The 23,392-nt window shown below is 54.1% G+C and carries 16 protein-coding genes and 1 tRNA gene; 5 read left to right on the top strand and 12 right to left on the bottom strand.

Going from position 1 to position 23,392, the window contains the following annotated elements:
* The first annotated feature begins 19 nt into the window (after positions 1-19).
* Positions 20-1,198: an aromatic ring-hydroxylating oxygenase subunit alpha gene (locus QWY30_RS14515; RefSeq protein ID WP_290242208.1), complete on the top strand. Its 1,179-nt coding sequence runs from the start codon at positions 20-22 to the stop codon at positions 1,196-1,198.
* 72 nt (positions 1,199-1,270) lie between these two features.
* Positions 1,271-2,152 carry a protease HtpX gene (gene htpX / locus QWY30_RS14510; protein WP_290242207.1) on the top strand — a complete coding sequence of 294 codons (882 nt, stop codon included), beginning with the start codon at positions 1,271-1,273 and terminating at the stop codon, positions 2,150-2,152.
* A 137-nt stretch (positions 2,153-2,289) separates the two neighbouring features.
* Here htpX and polA read toward each other — a convergent pair whose 3' ends face one another.
* Positions 2,290-5,010 (bottom strand): DNA polymerase I, encoded by a 2,721-nt coding sequence (gene polA / locus QWY30_RS14505; RefSeq protein WP_290242204.1) that lies wholly within the window; start codon positions 5,008-5,010, stop codon positions 2,290-2,292.
* Between polA and QWY30_RS14500 the strand changes: the two genes are divergently transcribed.
* Positions 5,009-5,689: an LOG family protein gene (locus QWY30_RS14500; RefSeq protein ID WP_494338499.1), complete on the top strand. Its 681-nt coding sequence runs from the start codon at positions 5,009-5,011 to the stop codon at positions 5,687-5,689. The genes polA and QWY30_RS14500 overlap by 2 nt on opposite strands.
* A gap of 96 nt (positions 5,690-5,785) precedes the next feature.
* Complete coding sequence (locus QWY30_RS14495) at positions 5,786-7,270, top strand: NAD-dependent succinate-semialdehyde dehydrogenase (RefSeq protein ID WP_290242202.1); 1,485 nt, start codon at positions 5,786-5,788, stop codon at positions 7,268-7,270.
* Positions 7,271-7,362: 92 nt separating this feature from the next.
* Here QWY30_RS14495 and typA read toward each other — a convergent pair whose 3' ends face one another.
* The 8 genes from typA to scpB all read right to left on the bottom strand — a co-directional run bounded on the left by typA (position 7,363) and on the right by scpB (position 18,964).
* Complete coding sequence (gene typA / locus QWY30_RS14490) at positions 7,363-9,183, bottom strand: translational GTPase TypA (RefSeq protein ID WP_290242200.1); 1,821 nt, start codon at positions 9,181-9,183, stop codon at positions 7,363-7,365.
* Between the two features lie 9 nt (positions 9,184-9,192).
* Complete coding sequence (truB, locus tag QWY30_RS14485; RefSeq protein ID WP_290242198.1) at positions 9,193-10,008, bottom strand: tRNA pseudouridine(55) synthase TruB; 816 nt, start codon at positions 10,006-10,008, stop codon at positions 9,193-9,195.
* Positions 10,009-10,031: 23 nt separating this feature from the next.
* Positions 10,032-10,433 carry a 30S ribosome-binding factor RbfA gene (rbfA, locus tag QWY30_RS14480; protein ID WP_290242196.1) on the bottom strand — a complete coding sequence of 134 codons (402 nt, stop codon included), beginning with the start codon at positions 10,431-10,433 and terminating at the stop codon, positions 10,032-10,034.
* A 10-nt stretch (positions 10,434-10,443) separates the two neighbouring features.
* A complete protein-coding gene (gene infB, locus QWY30_RS14475; protein ID WP_290242195.1) occupies positions 10,444-13,521 on the bottom strand; it encodes a translation initiation factor IF-2 in 3,078 nt (1,025 codons plus the stop codon).
* Positions 13,522-13,600: 79 nt separating this feature from the next.
* Positions 13,601-15,079 (bottom strand): transcription termination factor NusA, encoded by a 1,479-nt coding sequence (gene nusA / locus QWY30_RS14470; RefSeq protein ID WP_290242193.1) that lies wholly within the window; start codon positions 15,077-15,079, stop codon positions 13,601-13,603.
* Positions 15,076-15,570, bottom strand: a complete 495-nt coding sequence (rimP, locus tag QWY30_RS14465) for a ribosome maturation factor RimP (RefSeq protein ID WP_290242191.1) — start codon at positions 15,568-15,570, stop codon at positions 15,076-15,078. Before rimP ends, nusA begins: the two co-directional genes overlap by 4 nt.
* Positions 15,571-15,785: 215 nt before the next feature.
* A complete protein-coding gene (locus QWY30_RS14460; RefSeq protein ID WP_290242188.1) occupies positions 15,786-17,978 on the bottom strand; it encodes a pseudouridine synthase in 2,193 nt (730 codons plus the stop codon).
* Entirely contained in the window at positions 17,975-18,964 is a 990-nt protein-coding gene (gene scpB / locus QWY30_RS15975; protein WP_435433416.1) for an SMC-Scp complex subunit ScpB, read from the bottom strand. The genes QWY30_RS14460 and scpB overlap by 4 nt, the downstream gene beginning before the upstream one ends.
* Before the next feature lie 76 nt (positions 18,965-19,040).
* On the opposite strand from scpB, the gene QWY30_RS14450 reads away from it, so the two are divergent.
* Positions 19,041-19,117: transfer RNA gene (locus QWY30_RS14450), tRNA-Met, on the top strand.
* Between the two features lie 532 nt (positions 19,118-19,649).
* Here the strand turns inward: QWY30_RS14450 and QWY30_RS14445 are convergent.
* The 3 genes from QWY30_RS14445 to QWY30_RS14435 are packed head-to-tail and all read right to left on the bottom strand — an operon-like array spanning position 19,650 to position 23,302.
* Positions 19,650-20,135 carry a hypothetical protein gene (locus QWY30_RS14445; protein ID WP_290242185.1) on the bottom strand — a complete coding sequence of 162 codons (486 nt, stop codon included), beginning with the start codon at positions 20,133-20,135 and terminating at the stop codon, positions 19,650-19,652.
* Complete coding sequence (locus QWY30_RS14440) at positions 20,135-20,929, bottom strand: enoyl-CoA hydratase/isomerase family protein (RefSeq protein ID WP_290242184.1); 795 nt, start codon at positions 20,927-20,929, stop codon at positions 20,135-20,137. The genes QWY30_RS14445 and QWY30_RS14440 overlap by 1 nt, the downstream gene beginning before the upstream one ends.
* 36 nt (positions 20,930-20,965) lie before the next feature.
* On the bottom strand, positions 20,966-23,302 hold the full coding sequence (locus QWY30_RS14435; RefSeq protein WP_290242182.1) for an acyl-CoA dehydrogenase family protein: 2,337 nt from the start codon (positions 23,300-23,302) through the stop codon (positions 20,966-20,968).
* Positions 23,303-23,392: the final 90 nt, after the last annotated feature.

Raw genomic sequence — 23,392 nt, 5'->3', positions numbered from 1 at the left:
CTTCCATGCGGAGGGAATCATGACCGACATTGGTCGGATGGTGCATTTAGCCCCGGCTCGCACTCAGCTGCACGTCAGTTCCTATTTTGACGAAGCGCTTTTTGCACGCGAGCAAGCTAACATTTTTAAACAGTCCTCCTTGTATGTCGGGCACCACAAAGGTGTGCCCAACCCCGGAGACTGGCGTAGTTTGTCCCATGAAAACAATGGGCGCATACTCGTGCGCGGCGAAAATGGCGTCGAACTGCTCTCCAATGTCTGTCGACACCGGCAAGCATTGATGCTGGGCGGAAAAACCGGCAACGTAGCGGGTCATGTCAATACCCATGGCAATCTTGTGGGTACGGGCGGCAACATCGTATGCCCCCTGCATCGCTGGACCTATGACAAGAAAGGTCAGCTCTTGGGAGCGCCCCAGTTCGATGACAAACCCTGTCTGAACTTGGAACGTTTTCCAATCAAGGATTGCCACGGCTTGCTGTTCGAAGGACCACGAGATCCGGTTCAAGACATCGGCAGTCTGTTTACGCGTCCCGAGTTCGACTTTTCCGATTACGTCCTGGATCATGTCGAAGTACACCAGTGCAATTACAACTGGAAAACTTTTATCGAGGTTTATCTCGAGGATTACCATGTCGCGCCGTTTCACCCGGGTTTGGGCCACTTTGTGACCTGTGACGACCTGTCATGGGAGTTTTCCGAGCAATACAGCATGCAGCGAGTGGGCGTGCATCGCGCGCTGTCTCAACCCGGCTCGCCTGCGTACAAAACATGGCATGAAAAGTTGCTCCAATTCCGTCAGGGGCGCGAGCCTGATTTTGGAGCGGTCTGGGTCACTTACTTTCCCACGCATATGATTGAGCTCTATCCTCATGTGCTGGTACTTTCAACGCTTTACCCGAAATCACCCCAGGAAACGGTCAACATTGTTGAGTTTTACTACCCTGAGGAAATCGCGCTGTTCGAACGCGAATTTGTTGAAGCTCAGCGTGAAGCCTATATGGAAACCGCGATCGAGGATGACGAAATCGCCGAGCGCATGGATGCGGGAAGGCGAGCGTTGCTTGCGCGCGGCGTCTCTGAGACCGGACCTTACCAGTCACCCATGGAAGACGGAATGCAACATTTTCACGAGTGGTACCGGACTGCGATGGGAGATGGGCTAGAAGGTCCCACAGGGAACTCTTTAAATCCCTGATTGTCACAGTTACACTCTGTGCCGTTGGTTGTCATTCCCTTTAACTTTCAACAAATAGTTAAACAAACAAACATGAAAAGAATCGTTCTATTTCTCATTACCAACCTTGCGGTCATGCTCGTGCTGAGCGTGACGCTGAGCATTCTGGGTGTGAATCGGTTCATTACTGAACAGGGTCTGAACGTTCAGATGCTGTTGATCTTTTCGTTAATCGTGGGCTTTACTGGTTCGATTATCTCCTTGCTGATCAGCAAACCCATGGCAAAGTGGAGCACAGGTGCCCAAGTCATTAATCCTCAGGCACCCGGTGGCCCACGCGAGGCTTGGCTGGTCGATACTGTGCACCAGCTCGCCGATCGCGCTGGAATCGGTCGCCCCGAAGTCGCGATTTATGAAGGTGAGCCCAATGCCTTTGCAACGGGAGCTTTTCGAAACGACTCTCTCGTTGCAGTTTCGACAGGCTTGCTAGATGGCATGACCGAAGAAGAAATATCAGCGGTGCTGGCGCACGAGGTTGCGCACATCGCCAACGGCGACATGATCACGCTTACCCTCATTCAGGGTGTGGTGAATACTTTCGTGGTGTTTTTCGCACGCATCGTGGGTTACTTTGTTGACCGCGTATTGCTTAAAAATGACAAGGGTCTCGGTGCTGGCTACTACATCACCGTGATTGTCTGCGAAATCGCTTTTGGCATTATCGCCAGCCTGATCGTGGCCTGGTTCTCCCGTCAGCGTGAGTACCGTGCGGATGCTGGCTCGGCGCAATTGCTGAGCTCGCGCGAACCCATGATCCGAGCGCTTGCTCGACTGGGCGGCCTGGAGCCTGGTGACTTGCCCAAGAGCTTTGAGGCCTCGGGAATTGCTGGTCGTGGTGGTATCAGTGCGATGTTTGCCACCCACCCTCCTATCCCCGCCCGCATTCAGGCTTTGCAGCACATGCCTGTGCGTTGAAATCAGTACAAAGCTCGTTTGAAAAAACCGCGCATCTGCGCGGTTTTTTTTATGCACGAATCAATTGTGCTTCGCTCATGAACATCGCTCATGAACATCGCACATTTACATCGCTTATCTGCACACCACTTTTTGAATTAGTGCGCCTGCTCCCAATTAGGACCAACCCCCACCTCTGCGACCAAAGGAACTCTGAGGCTTGCAACCTCACACATCAAACGAGGCAGGTTTTGTTTGATCAGATCAATCTCGTCATCGGGCACATCCAGCACCAGTTCGTCATGAACCTGCATCACGATTTTGCTTTGCAGACGCTGATCTCGCAGCCAGTTTTGCACCGCTACCATGGCAAGTTTGATGAGATCGGCCGCCGTACCCTGCATAGGCGCATTGATGGCCGCACGCTCGGCTCCTGCGCGACGCGCGCCGGCGGCATTGATATCCAGCAACCAGAGTCGTCGACCAAAAACAGTCTCGACAAAGCCCTGAGCATGCGCAAGTGTCTTGGTCTCAGCCATATATTGCGCCACGCCGGGATAGCGGGCGAAATAGCGGTCGATGTAGGATTGGGCAGCATCTCTCGTGATTCCGAGATTGCTGGCCAACCCAAAGGCGCCCATGCCATAAATCAAACCAAAATTAATCGCCTTGGCCGCCCTTCGCTGTTCGCTCGTGACCTCCGCCAGGGGCACACCGAAGACTTCTGAAGCGGTCGCACGGTGAATGTCCTCTCCTGCTGCGAATGCCTTTTGCAGATTTGCGTCATTCGACACATGCGCCATGACCCGCAATTCGATCTGTGAATAGTCCGCCGAAACGATTTTGCCCTTTGTGGCAATGAAGGCCTCACGGACACGACGACCCGCCTCGGATCGCACAGGAATATTTTGCAAATTCGGATCGGACGATGCGAGACGTCCCGTGATCACCGAAGCCTGAGAGTAATGCGTATGCACCCTGCCCGTTGCGGGATTCACCATTTTGGGGAGTTTGTCGGTGTAAGTGGACTTCAGTTTGGCGAGTCCGCGATACTCCAATAAAACCTTGGGCAGTGGGTAATCCTCTGCGAGTTTTGTGAGCACCTCTTCGTCGGTCGACGGGGCGCCACCGGCAGTCTTGCGCACCACCGGGAGTTGCATCTTTCCAAACAGGATTTCTCCTAGTTGTTTGGGTGAATTGAGATTGAAAGGCTGTCCCGCAAGTTCATAGGCGCGCTGTTCAAGCGACAAAAGTTCTTGGCCCAACACATGGCTTTGACGCGCCAATTCTTCGGAGTCGATGCCGACTCCCGTGCGCTCAATCTCGAATAACACGCGTGAAGTTTGCATCTCCAGTTGATAGATGAATTCAAGCTTGGGTTCCTGCCGGACACTGGGGCGTAGGACCTGGTGCAGGCGGATGGTGAAATCAGCATCCTCACAGGCGTACTGGGTGGCCCGCTCAAGGTCGACCTGGTCAAAACCGATCTGATGCGCGCCCTTGCCGCAAATTTCCTCATACGTCACGCCTTTGATCCCTAGGTAGCGCTGGCATAACTCGTCGAGTCCAACACCCCGGTGTGACTCCAGCACATAAGCTTGCAACATGGTGTCGTCCGCAACGCCCTGCAAATCGATCCCTTCATTGGCGAAAACATGCGTATCGTACTTGGCATGATGCAACAACTTGGCGGCCCCTGCGTCCTCCAGCCAGGGCTTCATCAGCCTCAGCACTTCCTCTTTGGGTAACTGTCCCTGAGCGTCCGTGCCACGATGGCCAATGGGGATATAACAAGCACTGCCCGCCTCGACCGAAAGAGATATTCCGACTAAACGCGCCTGCATGGCATCCAGCGAAGTCGTCTCGGTATCCAGCGCCACGCACTCGGCCGCGCGGATCTTTTCAAGCCAGGTCTCCAGGGTCGCCTTGTCCGTGACCATTTCATAGCGCTTATGCTCTGGTGCGGCAGGTTTGGCAGCCTCCACAGGGGCTCGCGAGTCTCCTGCGGGAACGCGCTCCTGGTCGCCTGTCAACTCACGCAGCCAGGAACGGAATCCATAGCGCTCGTAGAGTTTGAGAAGCGCCTCTTTGTCCGGACTTTTGGGTGAGAGCATCTCGATGTTGGGGACAATCTGACTCAAGTCGCAATCGATTTTGACCGTGAGTAATTCACGGGTAAGCGGAAATTGGGGGATGGCGGCGCGCAAATTTTCACCTGCGACACCTTTGATTTCACCTGCGCGCTCGATCAAGGCATCGACTGAGCCGTACTCGTCGATCCATTTGGCAGCCGTTTTAGGTCCCACTTTTTGAACACCGGGTACGTTATCGACCGTATCCCCCACCAACATCAGGTAATCCACAATGCGCTCGGGCCCGACACCAAATTTACGCACGACGGCGCTTGGGTCGAGTCGCTCATTGGACATGGTATTGACCAAAGTCACGTGAGGTGTGACAAGTTGGGCTAAGTCCTTGTCACCGGTGGAAATAATGGTGTGAACATCGTGATCTGTCGCCCAATGGGCCAAAGTACCGATGACATCATCGGCTTCGACGCCCTCCACACCGAGCACCGTCCAACCCATGGCACGAATCGCCTCATGAATCGGTTCGATCTGGGCGGCCAGATCCTCAGGCATCGGGGGGCGATGTGACTTATATTCTGGGTATAAGTCTTCACGAAAGGTCTTGCCTCGCACATCGAACACACATGCGGCATACTGCGCCTGATAGTCATGCAGCATTTTGCGCATCATGTTGACGACGCCATAAATGGCGCCCGTCGGCTCACCCTGCGCGTTGCGTAAATCAGGCATGGCGTGAAAGGCACGATACAAATAACTCGATCCATCTACTAGCAACAAGGTTTTTTTCATGGGCCACAAAGAAGAAGTAGTTTCGCCGGCAGTCCAGCAAACAACCCAAATTATGTCAGAGATGCTGCACGCAGCCGACACTCTGGCCAAGATTGGCCCCGCAATCAGCATCTTTGGAAGCGCCAGGATCAAAAAAGACTCCCCCCATTACGCCACAAGCGAAGAAATCGCCCGAGGTTTGGCAATGGCCGGCTTTACGATCATCGCAGGAGGCGGGCCCGGCATCATGGAAGCTGCCAATAAAGGTGCTTACGAGGCGGGTGGCACCAGCGTTGGTTTGCATATCAAGCTGCCAAAAGAGTCCAAACACAACGAATTTCAGACCATCAGCCTGCCTTTTCAGCATTTTGTCTCTCGCAAAGCGACATTTTTCATGCATAGCCTCGCCTATGTCGTGTTGCCAGGCGGCTTTGGAACATTGGATGAGCTCTTTGAGGCAGTCACCTTGATGCAAACGGGGAAAATCCCCCCAGGCCCGGTCATTTTGGTCGGCACGGCATTCTGGGAGGGATTAATGAGTTGGATACGGAGCCAACTGGAACAAACCGCATTGATCAATCCTCTGGATCGACACACCCTGATCATTGAAGATCACCCGCAACGCGTGGTGCAACATTTAGTCGATTTCTATCAGGATCATCCGGGAATCATGGGGCGGCAGCCGAACGCGCCCGTATGAAGAACAAGTACGGAGCAGCACGACCGGTCGTCGCTGCACTAGAATAAAGCGAAATTGACGCATTGTTCACATTAATAGTCTAAAGCTGGAGAAGAAATGGATCGCGCAGTATTCCCCATGAAGTTGAATAACCCTGACTTGCTACGCTCGCAGTCTTACCTGAACGGAAAATGGGTCGATGCCAAAAATGGTGAGATGTTCGCCGTGGACAATCCTGCGACAGGTGCGCATATCGCACACGTCGCGAACCTAGGCGCCGAGCAGGCCCAATTAGCCATCGATGCCGCAAGCGCCGCGTTTCCAGCTTGGCGCGCGCGCACTGCCAAGGAGCGTTCAATTATTTTGCGCAAGTGGTTCGACTTGATCAATGCCAACACGGATGATCTGGCGCGCATCATGACCATCGAGCAAGGCAAACCCTTTCCTGAGGCGAAAGGTGAAATCGCCTATGGCGCCTCCTTTGTCGAATGGTTCGCCGAGCAAGCCAAGCGCGTAATGGGTGACACGATCGCTGCGCCGATCGCGACCAACCGTATGCTGGTGTTGCGCGAGCCGATCGGCGTATGCGCTGCGATCACACCATGGAATTTTCCAACCGCCATGATCACGCGCAAAGTCGCCCCCGCGCTGGCAGCGGGTTGCACGATCGTGCTCAAACCCGCGGAACAGACCCCCCTCTCAGCACTCGCCCTCGCGGTTCTGGCTGAACAGGCAGGTATTCCTGCAGGTGTTCTGAACATCCTCACCGCAGATAGCGAACAGTCCATCGCAATCGGCAAAGTCCTGTGCACAAGCCCGACTGTCAGAAAGCTCACTTTCACAGGCTCCACGCCAGTTGGAAGAATCCTGATGCAGCAAAGCGCACCCAGCATCAAGAAAATGTCCTTGGAGCTTGGTGGACACGCACCCTTTATCGTGTTTGAAGATGCGGACATCGACGCGGCGATCGAAGGTGCGATGGTTTCCAAATACCGTAATGCCGGACAAACCTGCGTGTGCACCAACCGTTTTTATGTTCATGCCAAGGTGTACGACAGTTTTGCAGAAAAACTGGCCGCGCGTGTCTCAGGCACCTTGTCTGTTGGCGAGGGCTTCGAAGACAAAGTCACGACTGGCCCCCTGATTGATGATGCTGCTGTGGCCAAGGTTGAGGAGCACGTCCAGGACGCAGTTGCCAAGGGTGCAAAGATCCTGTGTGGCGGCTCCAAACACGCGCGAGGTGGACGCTTTTACCAGCCAACGGTCATCACTCAGGTCAGCGAGGACATGCTTTGCATGCGCGAGGAAACCTTCGGCCCTCTCGCGCCGATCGTCAAGTTCACCGACGAGGCCGAAGTCATTCGCCTGGCGAACAACACCGATTATGGTCTGGCTTCATATTTCTACAGCCGCGATATCGGACGTATTTTCCGCGTGGCTGAAGCGCTCGAGTACGGCATGGTAGGTGTCAACACCGGTCTCATTTCAAACGAAATGGCACCCTTTGGCGGCGTCAAGCAATCGGGACTGGGTCGCGAGGGTTCGGTTTATGGCATGGACGATTTCATGGAAATGAAATACGTCTGTCTGGGTGGGATCTAAGCCGCATCGACATCCCCAAGGTTTGGAATTGTCATCCAAAAAAATCGCAGCCTAGGCTGCGATTTTTTATTACCCTCAAGACTCGCGCAGTATTACGCGCCCTCACGGGACATCTTGCGACGCTCGTGTTCTTTGAGGTAGCGCTTGCGCAAACGAATGCTCTTGGGCGTGACTTCGACTAGCTCATCATCACTGATAAACTCGACCGCATACTCAAGACTCATATCAATCGGTGGAACCAGACGCACCGCTTCATCCGTGCCGGATGCGCGCACGTTCGTCAGTTGCTTGCCTTTGATTGGATTGACGACCAAGTCGTTGTCACGACTATGAATCCCAATAATCATGCCTTCATAGACAGGATCGTTATGTGAGACGAACATGCGACCACGATCCTGTAACTTCCACAGGGCGTACGCCACAGCAGCGCCATCATCCTGACTGATCAGCACCCCGTTGCGACGCTCGCCCAGCAAACCTTCTTTGACTGGACCATAGGCATCAAAGGTATGACTCATCAGACCGTTTCCACGGGTCATCGTCATAAAATCGCCTTGAAAACCGATCAGGCCACGTGCGGGCACACGATACTCAAGACGGGTGCGTCCACGGCCATCACTGACCATGTCGAGCAACTCCGCCTTGCGCATACCGAGCTCTTCCATGACCGCGCCCTGCGTATTGTCTTCGAGGTCAATACTCAGATTCTCGTAAGGTTCGAGCTTGACGCCGTTTTCCTCTTTAAACACCACGCGTGGACGAGAGACGGCTAGTTCGTAACCTTCGCGTCGCATTGTTTCGATCAGAATCGTCAGGTGCAATTCTCCGCGACCCGCCACTTCAAAGACGGTATCGTCGTCTGTGTCACGAACGCGCAACGCCATGTTTGACTTGAGCTCTCGATCGAGACGCTCGCGCAACTGACGGCTTGTCACAAACTTACCTTCGCGACCTGCCAGTGGGCTGGTATTGACCATAAAGTTCATTGTCAGCGTAGGCTCGTCAATCTTGAGCATCGGCAGACCTTCGACCTTTTCAGGCGAGCACAAGGTCGTACCGATCGCGATGTCTTCGATGCCGTTGACCAACACGATGTCGCCTGCAATGGCGCTATCGACGATCTCACGCTCGAGACCTTTGAATTTCAACACCTGGTTGACTCGACCTTTGAAAGTCGCGCCATCTGGACCGTTGAGACACACAACATCCATACCGGTTTTGACACGGCCGCGGCGAATACGACCGATACCGATTTTGCCTACATAAGTGCTGTAATCGATCGAGGTGATCTGAAGCTGCAAAGGCGCATCGGGATCATCTTCACGCATCGGAACGTGTTCAAGAATGGCATTAAACAGAGGACGCATATCGCCTTCGCGCACGTCTTCTGTCAAACCTGCATAACCATTCAGACCTGAAGCATAAATGACGGGGAAGTCCAATTGCTCTTCCGTTGCACCGAGCTTGTCGAACAATTCAAAAGTCGCATTGATCACAAAGTCGCAACGTGCGCCCGGGCGGTCAACCTTGTTGATCACCACGATAGGTTTGAGTCCGAGCGCAAGCGCTTTTTTGGTCACAAAACGTGTCTGCGGCATGGGACCTTCGACAGCATCGACCAGCAACAGCACGCCATCGACCATCGACAGCACGCGCTCGACCTCTCCACCGAAGTCGGCGTGTCCGGGGGTATCAACGATATTGATATGCGTACCTTCGTATTCGACGGCGCAATTCTTTGACAGAATCGTAATGCCACGTTCTTTTTCGAGATCGTTCGAGTCCATAACGCGTTCGGTCATGCGCTCATTCGAGCGAAAAGTACCGGACTGACGCAAAAGTTGGTCGACGAGTGTCGTTTTGCCATGGTCGACGTGGGCAATAATGGCAACGTTACGCAATGCGCGTGACATACAGATCCTTTAATAAGACTGAGCGGACACATCGTCCGCGGGTGATACATGAATGGAACCAGGCAAACCGTCGCCTAGCGAAGCTGTGCTTTTTTTCGCTGGCACAAGCTCAGCGGGTAAATCTTCCAACGCAATCAACACACTCTCTGGCGTTTGCATTGATTGCAAGGTTTCGAGTGCAATCGCATCCTGAAGAGAAAACGGACCCACTTGCGTCCGCCGTAACGCTGACAAGTGGGCAAAACAGCCAAGCGCGCGACCAATGTCCTGCGCAAGTGTACGAATGTAGGTTCCCTTTGTGCACAGGACCTGGATCTCGGCAGACATGGGGCTAAAACTCAACAAATCAAGCTGTCGAATCGTGATCTCTCGCGGTTCGCGCTCAAGTGTGATGCCTTGACGCGCATACTCATAAAGGGGCTTTCCATCCCGTTTCAATGCCGAAACCATGGGAGGAATCTGTAATTGGGTCCCTTTGAAGGTTTCGAGCACATCACGCAATGAATCTTCGCGCACACCGTCAAAACCCTCGGGGGCTTGACTCACAACGATACCGGTCAAGTCACCGGAGTCCGTTTCACTGCCAAAAGCAATCGTTGCGCGATAGCCTTTGTCAGCCCCCAGCATCGCACCGGAAATTTTTGTGGCGCGTCCCATGCAGCATACGAGTAAGCCGGTCGCAAAAGGATCAAGCGTGCCCGTATGGCCCGCTTTTTGAGCATCCATCGCATGTTTGGCCCGCTGAAGCGCATGGTTACTCGACAATCCCACAGGTTTGTCCAGCAACAACACACCATCGAGCACGCGCCCGCGTCTTTTAGCCATCGTCAGTTTCCAAAACGACAGCCTTACGGCTTGTCTTCAGGCTCGTCGGGAACGCCTGCGTACTGGCCAGGCAGATTGGCCTGGTCAATCAATGCGGACATCTCGATCCCGCGCTTGAGGCGAGGATCATGAAAGAAATGCAGTGTAGGCACAGTGTGGATGTGCAACAACTTATATAACTGGGAGTGAAACCAACCCGCTTTTTCGTTGAGCAAAGCTTGGGCTTGCTCAGGCTCAGCACCCAGTACCGTAAAGTAAACCTTGGCGTGCGCATAGTCGGTCGTCAACTCGATCCCGGAAAGCGTGATCAAACCCGCGCGACTCATGTCGATTTCGCGCTGAATGATGATGGCCAGATCTTTTTGGATCTGGTCAGCAAGCCTTAAATTGCGGCCGGGAGAGGTTTTTTGTTTATGACGACTCATTTAGTGGGCATTAAAGCGAGCGAGCCACTTCCTTGATTTCAAAGATTTCCAATTGATCACCGACCTGCAAGTCGTTGTTGCCTCGCAAGGTGATCCCGCAATCAAAGCCTGATTTAACTTCTTTGGCGTCATCTTTGAAGCGACGCAGCGAATCAAGCCAGCCAGTCCAGTGCACGACGTTGTTGCGCAACAAGCGGACCTGGGAGTCGCGACGAACCACCCCATCAGTCACCATACAACCTGCGACTGTACCGATGCGCGAAATCGTATAGACCTCGCGGATCTCAACCATGCCGATCACTTCTTCCCGCTTCTCAGGAGCTAGCATGCCAGACATGGCAAGTTTGATTTCGTCGACCGCGTCATAAATGATGTTGTAGTAGCGGATATCCACGCCGTTGGATTCGGCCAGCTTTTTAGAGCTCGCATCCGCACGCACGTTAAAGCCGATAATCACAGCACCAGAGGCGATCGCCAGGTTGACGTCGCTCTCTGAAACGCCACCGACCGCGGCATGCACCACTTGCACACGCACTTCTTCAGTGGACAGCTTCAGCAAGGAGGCCACCAAAGCTTCTTGTGAGCCTTGAACGTCTGTTTTGACGATCAGGGACAAGGTCTGAGAGCCTTCGGCGATATTTTCAAACATCGACTCGAGCTTGGCAGCTTGTTGACGCGCAAGCTTCACATCACGGAACTTGCCTTGACGGAACAAAGCGATCTCGCGAGCACGACGCTCGTCGGCAAGAGACATCAATTCGTCTCCAGCTGAAGGGACTTCGGTCAAACCCTGAATTTCAACGGGAATCGAGGGACCTGCTGACTGGATCGGCTTACCGTTCTCGTCAAGCATGGCTCGCACTCGGCCGTAACTTGCGCCTGCCAGCACGACATCACCGCGATGCAATGTACCGCTCTGAACCAGAATCGTTGCAACCGGACCGCGACCTTTATCCAGTCGCGCTTCGATCACCAGACCTTTGGCGGGTGCGTCGATCGCAGCTTTAAGCTCAAGAACTTCCGCCTGGAGCAAGACGTTTTCAAGCAACTCATCAATACCCTGACCGGTCTTGGCAGAGACAGAAATAAAGGGCACATCGCCGCCGTATTCTTCGGGAACGACTTCTTCGACGACAAGTTCTTGTTTGACGCGCTCTGGATTGGCATCAGGCTTGTCGATCTTGTTCACGGCGACAACCAGTGGCACACCAGCCGCTTTCGCATGGTGAATCGCTTCTTTGGTTTGTGGCATCACGCCGTCATCGGCAGCAACCACCAAAATCACGATATCAGTCGCTTTCGCACCGCGTGCACGCATTGCCGTAAAAGCTTCGTGGCCCGGGGTATCCAGGAAGGTCACCATGCCGCGTTCTGTCTGAACGTGATAGGCACCGATGTGCTGGGTAATTCCGCCCGCTTCTCCGGAAGCCACTTTCGCGCGTCGGATGTAATCCAACAATGAGGTTTTACCGTGATCGACGTGACCCATTACAGTCACCACCGGTGCACGCGCAAAGAGTTGAACATCTTCGTGCGGCGCGGATTCGTCCAGGAAAGCCTCGGGATCGTCAAGCTTGGCGGCGATAGCTTTATGGCCTAACTCCTCGACCACAATCATCGCAGTCTCTTGATCGAGCACCTGGTTAATCGTGACCATCTGACCAAGTTTCATCAAGTGCTTGATGACCTCGCCAGCCTTGACGGACATTTTGTGTGCCAAGTCAGCAACGCTGATCGTTTCGGGCACGTGAATCTCACGGGCGATAAATTCGACAGGAGCGGGTTCACGACGATCTTGAACGACGTTGTTCGCACCACGCGCGCCCTTTTTGCCGCCAGCTTTACTTTTACCACCGGCACGCCAGCCTTCACGACCAGGCGCTGCAGGTGCGTCGCGCTTTTCAGCAGGTTTCTTACGCGAAGCATCGTCGGTCCAAGTCGAAGCGATTTCGCCCGACTTGAGTACTTTCTTACCCGAAGCGTCCGCTGCGCCTTCTTTTTTAGCGCCTTTCGCTGTGGCAGGACCATTCGGCTTGTGCAAAGTCCCGGACAGTGCTGCAGCTTCAGGCTCCGGAGGCCGCACCACTTTGCGAGGACGATTCAGCATTTCGCGCAAAGCAGCCGCCTCGGCTTCTGAGGCGCGACGGGCCTCATCGCGTGCTTCGCCCTCAATGGGCGCGGCATGGACGGGCGCAACGGCCCGGCCACGCGTTGACTTGGCTGGTTTGACGGACTCAGCGGGCAGTTGCGCCTCGTGTGCTGAAACAGGATGAGACTTATCCGACTCTTGCGCCGAAACCTGAACCTGAGCCTGCTCAGGCTCCGCGGAAACATCGACTGATTCTGGCGAAACCGCAGGAGTGCTATCGCCAGGCTTGACGGATGCAGCCGTTGCGGCAACTTTGTCCTCAGGGGCATCGGCACTTTCACTTGCAGGCGTAGCCAAGGGCTCTGATGAAATGCGGGTTGTACTTTCTGCGCGGTCTTTTTCTGGATCGCCAGACAAGCTGTCAACGTTGACTGACTCAGGCGCTGTGCTGGGCTGAGCAGCTAAAACCGTTGTCGACTCAGGCTGGTGGGCGATAGGCTCGACAACTTTGTCAGTCGCGGAGTGATCGGTCTGTGCAGGCGTGGCATCTACATCGGCAGAGGATGTCGAAACAGCTTGGGCCTGAGACTGAGACTGCGCAGACGCGAGTTTGGGCGCTGCCGAGATCTCTTGGGACTCCGCGGGCGCTGTTTTTGGAGGCTCTGAGCCAACCACTTGGGATGGCGCATCACTGAGCTCAGGCGTATCGCGTTTAACAAAGACACGTTTCTTACGGACCTCGACCTGGATAGTGCGCGACCGACCGGAACCATCAGCCTGACGGATTTCGGAAGTCTGACGACGGGTCAGTGTGATCTTCTTGCCTTCGGTGGCCCCGTGCGAGCGACGCAGAGACTCGAGCAAGCGAGCCTTATCGCCATCAGTGACATTATCTTCCACTGAATTGAGATCGACGCCAGCAGCGCGCAGCTGTTCTAGCAGCACATTGGCAGGCATTTTCAGCTCGATAGCGAACTGGGCGACTGTGTTACTCGACATTAGACTCTCTCTTACCTTTTTACAGCGTTACAACTTCAAGCGCGAGGCGGCCGATGCCGCCCAACCGACTGACATCTTTTTACTGATCTTCGAACCAGTGCGCACGGGCAGCCATGATGAAATCACTCGCGACCTTCTCTTCGAGACCCGACATTTCAATCAACTCATCGGTGGCAAGCTCAGCGAGATCATCCCGCGTCGTGACTCCGCCAGCAGCCAGCTTGGCGACGAGCTCAGGGGTCATGCCCTCGAGCGACAGCAAATCTTGCGCGGTCTCAACACGCTCTTCCTGGGCAATTGCCTCGGTCAGCAGCGCATTGCGGGCACGCGTACGAAGCTCATTGATCGTGTCTTCATCAAAAGACTCGATCTCGAGCAGTTCCTGCATCGGAACGTAAGCTATTTCCTCGAGGCCCGTAAAGCCTTCGTCAATCAGAATATCGGCGACTTCCTCGTCCACATCCAGACGCGACATGAACGTGCTGCGCAATTGGGCGCGTTCGAGCTCTTGCCTGTTTTGACTTTCTTCGGGTGTCATGATGTTGATTTGCCAACCCGTGAGCTCGGAAGCCAGACGAACGTTTTGTCCTTTCGATCCGATCGCCTTGGGGAGGTTTTCCTCATCCACCACGACATCCATCGCGTGGCGATCTTCGTCAACGACGATCGACTCGACGTTTGCCGGTGCAAGAGCACCGATCACAAATTCGGCAGGATCTTCGGACCACAACACGATATCGACCTGCTCTCCGCCCAGCTCATTACGCACAGCGGTGACACGCGAACCACGCATACCCACGCATGTTCCAATTGGGTCGATGCGTTTGTCATAAGCCACCACAGCAATTTTGGCGCGCACGCCTGGGTCGCGCGCAGCACCTTTGATTTCCAAAAGTCCCTGCTCAATCTCGGGCACTTCATTTTCAAAAAGCTGCTTGATGAACTCGGGAGCCGTACGAGACAAAATGACTTGCTGACCACGCGCAGTGCGATCGACTTTCAATACCCAGGCTCGAACACGGTCACCGACGCGAAGATTCTCTTTGGGAATCATTTCGCTACGGGGCAAACGCGCCTCGATTTTGCCCGTTTCAACAATCACATCGCCTTTGTCCATGCGCTTGATCGAACCCGAGACGATCATTTCGCCGCGGTCCAAAAAGTCGTTCAGGATCTGCTCGCGTTCGGCATCGCGAATGCGCTGCAAGATCGCCTGCTTGGCAGCCTGGGCACCAATACGGCCGAACTCGATTGGCTCAAGCGGTTCTTCGATGTATTCACCGACTTCGATGTCAGCGACGATTTCACGCGCATCGGAGAGCATTTCCTGCTGATCAGGTTCCTGCAGACCTTGCTCGTCAGGCACCACCAGCCATCGACGAAAGCCTTCGTGATCTCCCGTGGTGCGATTGACGGACACGCGGATGTCGGCGTCCTCTTTAAAGCGCTTTTTCATGGCCGATGCCAAAGCACCTTCGAGTGCGTCGAACACAACGTCTCGTGTCACGTTTTTTTCACGCGCCAACGCGTCTACTAACAGAAGAATTTCGCGACTCATCGCTTTTTGCCCTTGAAATCCAGAACAGGATTCAGCTTGGCGCGTTCTACATCCGAAAACGCAAACGCCACCTGCCGAACCTCGCCTTTTTTTGCCTCAAACTCAATACCGAAAGGCAAGACCGCCCCGGTACCCGTAGCGTCGGCAGATCCACTCAGATCGACCAATTCGCCAGAAAAAACCTTTTGATTGTCTACCGCTTCGCGCAACTTGACTTCGATGCGCTCACCAATAAAACGCTTGAAATCCGCCTCAGTCTTGAGGGGACGATCCACACCAGGCGAGCCGACCTCAAGCCTGCGGTAATCAATATTTTCAACTTCGAACACACGTGACAGATGCTTTGAAACCTGCTCGCAGTCTTCGATCCGAATTCCTTCGGGCCGATCGATCGTGACGCGCAAAAGGCCAAGCGCTGCGCGCTCAATGTCGATGAACTCGACATCCATGGAGGCTAAAGCCTGCTGCGTAATTGTAAAAAGATCTGCCATACGTCCAAAAAAAAAGGGCTGAAAACAGCCCATTTACAACAAATTTGTCGACCTGTGCCCGAAGGCGCTGCAACCAGAGCCGGGCTCGGTGGAGCGCTACCCGCTGGATCTATCCTGACGCGGATAGTGCTCGCAGACAATGCTCGATAGCCCTAAATTCTAGCATGATTTATGGAAAAAGTCTTGACGCAGCAACCATTTACGTGAGCTTGCTGCTAGCGTCCACCGCGAGACGACTTGGTAAAACCAAGTCGCGACTCATGAGCGGAAGCACCGCGTGGCTGCCAGTCATCACCTTTCGGAGCAGGTCGACCTGTCCCGGCACCTTGGCCAGGTTTGCCACGGGCTCCAGCAGGTTTGCCAGGACCGCGCCCTCCTTGTTTAGGCGGTCTACCTTGCCCGGCTGGACCGCCAGGTCCGCGCGGGCGCCCCTGTCCGGGCTCGCGACTGAACTCACGACCCTGATCCGCCCCCTGCGAGGTCGAATATTCTCTGCCCATGGCACCTGCCTGAGCTCCGGGGCCTTGCTGAGGCCCCCTGCCCGCGCCCGCTGGCCCAACGGGACGACCTGGACGGGCCGCGCCTTTGGGGCCTCCCGACTTGTTGCCGCCACCGAAACCAGGACCGCGCGGGCCTGCGCCATGTGGGCCGGAGGGCTTGCCTCGACCACCACGACCTGCGCCGGGATGACCGTTGGCATAACCGCCACCTACAGTCAGAACTGCTGGCGCATGCTCGACAGGATGAACAAAGGGACCCGGCTTTCCGGTGCGACCACCTTGGACTTTGCCACGTCGGCCGACTTTTGCGCCATGCGTACCATTTCTTTCCAGTGTGCCAAAGCCAGGTGGCAGCGCGCTGTCATGCGAAACAGGTTGCTTGGGCGACCGTGAACGTCCATCCGCCGAATCATCATCGCGCAGGAGACCGACTTGAACCATTAGGGCAGAAACCAGTTTGGAATCGAGCTCTTCCCATCGGCCGCGGCGCAATGTCGTCGGCAACACAATGTCTCCGAAACGGGTTCGAATCAGTCGACTCACGGTCAAACCAACAGACTCAAACATCCGTCGGACTTCGCGATTGCGGCCTTCGTTGAGAGTCACGCGATACCAGCGGTTGCTGCCTTCGCCGCCAATAAACTCGATCATGCCAAAGCTGGCCGGACCATCATCAAGGGTCACACCATCCAGCAATGACTGCCTTTGCTCAGGCCCGAGTTCACCAAGCACGCGCACCGCGTACTCACGCTCGTTGCCATAACGAGGATGCAGCAAGCGATTCGACAAGTCACCCGACGTTGTAAAAATCAGCAATCCTTCCGTATTCAGATCCAGGCGACCGATCGACAACCATTTACCGACCTTCATTTTAGGCAAACGCGAGAAGACATTTGCACGACCATTCGGATCATCATGACTGACGATTTCACCGGCCGGCTTGTGATAAAGAATCACTCGGGGAGGCTTTTTAGTGTTCGTGCGCGTAATCGGACGACCATTGACGCGCACGGCATCATTTGCCCCCACACGCTGCCCGATATGCGCGGGCTCGCCGTTCACTGAAACACGTCCGGCGATGATGAGCTCTTCCATCTCTCGACGCGAGCCTATTCCCGCATCCGCAAGCACTTTATGCAACTTTGGCATCAGAACATCGCTGTTCAGATATTTGTTCAGACGCTGCTCCATCCGGTCGGCTTGACTCAAATAGGACAGCGCCTGTTCAGCTTCTTTCTCGGCCGCGACGGGATCACCCAGATCCACAACATCGCGGACATCTTCGTCAAATGAAACATAGTCCGACCGCGCAGAAGAACGTGTGTCCTCGGAAGGGCGTCCCGTTTCCGGGGAGTCGCTGCGGCGACGTCGGAAGGGCGTGCGCAGTTTTCGACCACGCGGTTTAGGCGTGACAGAACCAGCGTCGTATGCGCTACCCACGTCTGTTACAGCTTGAGCCTCAACAGGAGTATGCGCAAAGCTTGCAGCAGGCACTTCGGGTACGACGGCCTGTGCCACGACGACTTGAGGTGTCACTTCAACGCTTGAGGTTTCAGCGTGCGCGACATCTATTTTGGGGACGCGAGGCTGCCTGGGTTTGCGGGCAGGTTTGAGAGCAGGGACTTCAGATGCCTGAGGGGCTTGAGAAGATTCTGCGGACATCGCTGGAGCGATGGCTGCTGCCTCTTCAGCAACGACCCGGGCCGAGGCTCGGGTTGACTTACGGGCGGTGGTTTTACGCACCACAACCTCAGCAGGTGTTGATGTAGAGTCTGAGGACGACTCGACGGGAGTCGCCGTTTTAGCTGCACTTTTTCTTGCGGGTGTTTTGCGCACGGCCTTTTTGACGGCTACCGCACCCTCTTCTTGGGCACTCACGACTTTTTCTTCGATATTCGGTTTAGTCACTTGGACTCCAGATTTGTATTATGTGTGTTTTGCTTTTCGACAGACTCGGCTGACTCAACAGATTCAGGCTGCACTTCGTCCGAGGGTTCTTCGTTCGATATTTCCAGGTCACTGTGCTCTGCGACATCTAGCTCAACCGAATCGAGTTCGGGAGTTGCAACTTCTATCACTTCAGCTTGAACCTCTGACGTTTCAGATTCGACTTCTGAGGCTTCAAGTGCAATATCTTGTTGATGTTCCAGATGTTCGCTCTGCGCGGATGAGGCCGCCGCCCCTGAAAGTGCAGCGGCTTCCAATGTCAGAGACTGTAATGCTTCAGACATTTCAGCTGCTCCGAGTGCGGGCAACTCATCCAGAGCACGCAAACCTAAATCATCCAGAAATTGTTTAGTCGTCCCCAGAAGCCCAGGACGTCCAGGACCATCGCGATGACCAATCACCTCGACCCAGCCACGATCCTCGAGCGTTTTGATAATCTGAGACGAAACCGTGACACCGCGAATGTCCTCAATGTCTCCGCGCGTCACGGGTTGGCGCCACGCAATAATCGCGAGCGTTTCCATCACGGCACGAGAGTACTTGGGAACACGCTCCGGACTCAGCCTCTCGAGATAGCGCTGCATGGAGGCACGACTTTGAAAGCGCCAACCAGAGGCAAGTTCGACGAGCTCCATTCCCTTGTCGAGCCAGTCTTGCTGGATGGACTCAAGCACTTCGGTCAAACGACGCGAAGATTGCGATTCTTCTTCGAAAAGCTTTCGAAGCTCTGACAAGGGCATGGGACTGGAGGCGCAAAGAAGCGCAGTCTCAACCACACGCTTGGCCAATTCAATTTCTACCGTTTCATCAGTGTTTGTTGCTCCATCAGAGGCTGTCGCTTCATCTGGACTTGTTTCTTCTGTGACGACCAAAGCACTGCTTTGTTGCACATCATCTTGAGTAGGCGCCTCGTGCGACTCGCTCTGCATGTCTTGCCGATCGTTCATGAAAGTTCTTTTTCCTTTACTCGCCCGAAGGCAACTTGTCCCTAAACGGGATATACGCTATACTTCATTCTTCAGACGCGGGGTGGAGCAGTCTGGCAGCTCGTCGGGCTCATAACCCGAAGGTCGTAGGTTCAAATCCTGCCCCCGCAACCAAATACAACTGGTCGATCGCTTATGGCGCTCGGCCAGTTTTATTTTCAGTGTCCACTTCTTTCACTGAACACAAATCAAAACTGGATCAATTCGCACGTCCAACGCGACCAAAATGTCACAGCGCTTGCAATCACGCGCGCACAACAACGACATAAAATATTGATTAAACACAACTCGAATAGACGTTCATGGCAAAAACCAAACGCTATTAGATGTGAAGTCGTTGATACGGGTACGACTGTTTTTTCGCAATCTGGACGGCACGAAGCCAATTATCAAAGCCTTATAAATCAAGGTCTTATATGGTTTCAATATATTGATTGGTATTAATTAAAATCGCTCTGGCGTTGATTTCGCATATCTGAATATGCTTGAACAGAGGCTGCTTACCAAGCAAAACACTAACAAAGCAATGCATTGACTCAGCTATAAGCTTTCCAAACAATGCACTAGGTATGTTTGCATTCTACTGCATACCTCTCTGGATCTTCAAGCTTTTGAACAAACTATTTTCCAGATGTCTTTTTTATGCTCAGCGCGCGTTCAATATTTCTAACAAGTTTTTAGCGTCATCAACTGGGTCACTCACCCTAAAAGTGTGCTGGTGAAAGTAACGCTGCCCAAGAAAAGGGGTATGACGCAAAGTATGCGTCAACTGTGCGGTTTCAATGGTGTCAGACTCAATCAAGACACGCTCTAGCCGTTTCTTACGGTCCCTCAGCGCCTCGAAAAAAAGCGAACGCAAGGCATCGCCAAGCGCGCTATGCATGCCGCAACACAGACAATTTTCTTGCGCAGCCGATTGCAAACTCGGCTCCAAACGCGGCAGTGTCATCACGCGCGGATGACGAAGAGGTTCTACAGACACGGACTCGTCCGGTCGAGTCCCCATCACAACGCTATCCACAAACGTAGGGTGAGTCAGAACATTGTTCAGAAAAGCCCGGGTCACCGAAACGCTCTCCCCCACCACCAGAACGAGTGGAATCCTCCGAGTTTGGGCGGATGGCTCGAACATCAGTCCAGGCTTCCCGGCCATTGAAATGCGGAAGGTTTTTTATTCAGGAACCGTTGCACAGCATCCGTATGCCACTGACTGGTTCGCGCCACAGCCTGCGCGTCAGCCTCGATATCCATCATGGTATCCAGAGAGCTATTCATCGATACATTCATTGCGCGTTTTGTCATCGCAAGCGCGGCGGGTGCGGCGAGCGCAAAACAGCGAGCCATTTGCTGCGCACGCTCCAGGACACGACCTTGTGGCAAAACTTCAAGAACGATGCCGAGTACATGTGCCTGCTCGGCATTCAACTCCCGGGCGGAGAAAGCGAGTTCCTTTGCGCGTTGAGTGCCCACGATGCGGGGCAAGGTATAAAAAGCCGCGCAGTCCGGCACCAGTCCCAAACGCATGAAAGACATGCAAAATCGGCTGCTTGAATCAGCCAAGACAATATCAGCCGTCAATGCCAGACTAAAGCCTGCGCCGAAGGCGGCGCCCTCTACCGCAGAAATGACAGGAATCTCGAGGCGAAGCAAGGTCTCAATCCAGGAAAGGTAGTCATGGCGCATCCGGTGACGGCCCTCCTCGGGCGCGAGCGTACCCGCTCCCATGACACTGATATCCCCTCCGGCGCAAAACGTACCGCCTGCACCTGTGATGATCAAAGCACGCAAGTCACGGTTCTGCGGAAGTGAAAAGACAACCTCTTTCAGCTCTTCGCGCATCACAGCGTCGATCGCGTTTTTACGTGTGGGCCGATTCAAAGTCAGCGTACCCACACCGTCTTGCATCTCAAACTTAATCGTTTCCAAAATTTCAACCCCTTTGAGAGTGTGTCGCGCTCTGACTCAGTCAGGCAGTTTCAACACGTGTTTAGCGATAATTTCTTTTTGCACTTCAGTACTGCCACCGTAGATTGTCGATGGAATCGAATTAAACATGATGGCGGGAATATTCATTCCAGAGGCCACAAGATCAGTTGTATGACCGGTCGCGCCATGTTCCTGAGCGTATTCAACCATCGTCATGCAAATGCGTTGATAGGTGTCAGTTCCCCATATTTTGAGCAGAGAGACACTAGGCGGTAACGGTTCCCCTCGCTTGACCATATCAGCATAATGCGTATAGGCACTGATCTGATCAGCCACGTCCAGACAAAGCTCTGCATAACGGGCTGCAAACACCGCATCGTCCATCAAACCCGTTTGCTCCGCCAAGGTTGTGAGTTGACCTAAAGCATAGCGCGACTGTTTGGGACTCCCCAGAAAAATTCTCTCAAATCCAAGCAAAGCCTTGGCGATCGTCCAGCCTTGATTGAGCTCTCCGACAAGATTTTCAACTGGCACTCGAACATTGTCGAAAAAAACCTCACAAAACTCTTCGTAACCCACAATGTCTTTGATCGGACGAATGGTGATACCTGGCAAGCTCAGATCGATCAGCAAAAAACTGATGCCAGCTTGTTTCTTGGCCTCTTTATCCGTCCGCACCAGGGCAAACATATGCGTCGCATCTTGAGCCAAGGTCGTCCAAATTTTTTGTCCGTTTACGACAAAGTCGTTTCCGTCGCGAACCGCTTCGGTGCGAAGCGCAGCAAGGTCTGATCCCGCACCTGGCTCAGAATATCCCTGACACCAGATGTGTTCGCCTGCAAGAATTTTAGGAAGAAACTTTTGCTGCTGTTCTGGACTGCCGCGCTGGATCAGCAAGGGACCGATCATCACGATACCCATATCCGGTGCGCGGGCAACACCGTACTGCTCCTGCTCCTCGACATACGCAATCATTTTCTCGGGTGACAGGCCCATGCCGCCGAATTTTTTGGGCCATGCCGGCGCGACCCATCCCTGTGCGGACAAGGTGCGATACCAGTTTTCAATCTCATGCCAATGCAGTCGACGGGGCACATTACGCATGGCGTCTGGATAGTGTTGGGCATAGAATCCGCGCAACATATTTCTGAAATCTGCCTCTGGCATGTCATCCCAATCGGCGTCTCGTGGAAAGTCCATGACCTCGGTCGCGCTTGACTCATTCGCCTCGAATTTGACATGTTTAAGGTAGCGTTGTCTGTGACGGCTCTGATTGCCCAACCAGGCGCTCAGATACAAGGCACGTTTGAAATACAAGCCGATGTCGCACTCGTCTGTAAAACCCATCGCGCCATGAAACTGAATCGCCATCCGTGTGACTAGCAACGCTGCGTGAGAACAACGGGCTTTGGCTCGACTCGCCAGGGCAGCCAACCCGCGATGCTCGCTCGGCGGTGTCACGCTGATCGCGTGACCGATCGTCTCTATTTGACGCAGCACATCCTCCAAGCAAGCAGAGGCAAGCTCTACTTGAACATAAGCGTCGACGGCACGATGTTTGAGCGCTTGAAAACTACCGATTGGTTTGCCGAACTGTGACCGAGTACAGAGGTAATCGAGGGTCATTGCCAGAGCTTTTCGCATCACGCCGACCAATTCCGCGGACTGGATGATTCGCGCGCAATCGTTTGCTTCATCGACGATCGCCCGCACGACATCACCAGACATCAAGACATGCGAATCCGGAATGCTGACAGCATTGAAGCTGATCTTTGTCATGATGCTTCCATCGACGCAGCGCAGATCCTCACGGGTGACTCCCGAAGCCTGAGCAGGCACCCACACAAGCATCAAGCCGATCTGCGCGCGCACCAACACCACCCAGCCATCAGCTCCGCTTGCGGGTGTCACGAACTGCTTGGCGCCTTGAATCAACCATGAATTTTCGCCACGCACAGCAGTCGTTTGAATCTGTGATGGACACTCCAGTTGCCCCACAGACTCTTGCCATGCAAGACCGCAAACCAGCTCGCCGGCCGTCAACTGTTCCAGTAATGACGTGCGAAAAGGACTGGGATGCGAGCGGCTCACGACGATCGCGACCTGCACAGCGCAGGGGATGAGAGGCTCTGGCAATAGATACTGGCCCGCCTGTTCGGCGATCGCGGAAAACTCTCTCAAGCCAAGACCCAGTCCGCCATCCTCCTCGCCTACAAGAACACCCAGCCAGCCAGCATTGGACAATTCACGCCAACTGGCACGGTCAAAGCCTGAATCAGAGTCACGCAATTCACGTAATCTAGAAATCGTATTCTGACGACTCAGTAGATCTTGGGCACTATCCCTGAACGCCTCAATTGCCTCCACACCCATCTCATGTCTCCCCTGATCATTTGAGCGATTGTTTGATTACAAAAATGTACTACAGTAATGAAAGACAACTTACACGCAGAGACAAGTCAT

The sequence above is a fragment of the Zwartia panacis genome, assembly GCF_030410395.1.
GTDB classification, from domain to species: domain Bacteria; phylum Pseudomonadota; class Gammaproteobacteria; order Burkholderiales; family Burkholderiaceae_B; genus Zwartia; species Zwartia panacis.
This window is presented reverse-complemented; position numbering and strand designations above follow the sequence as displayed.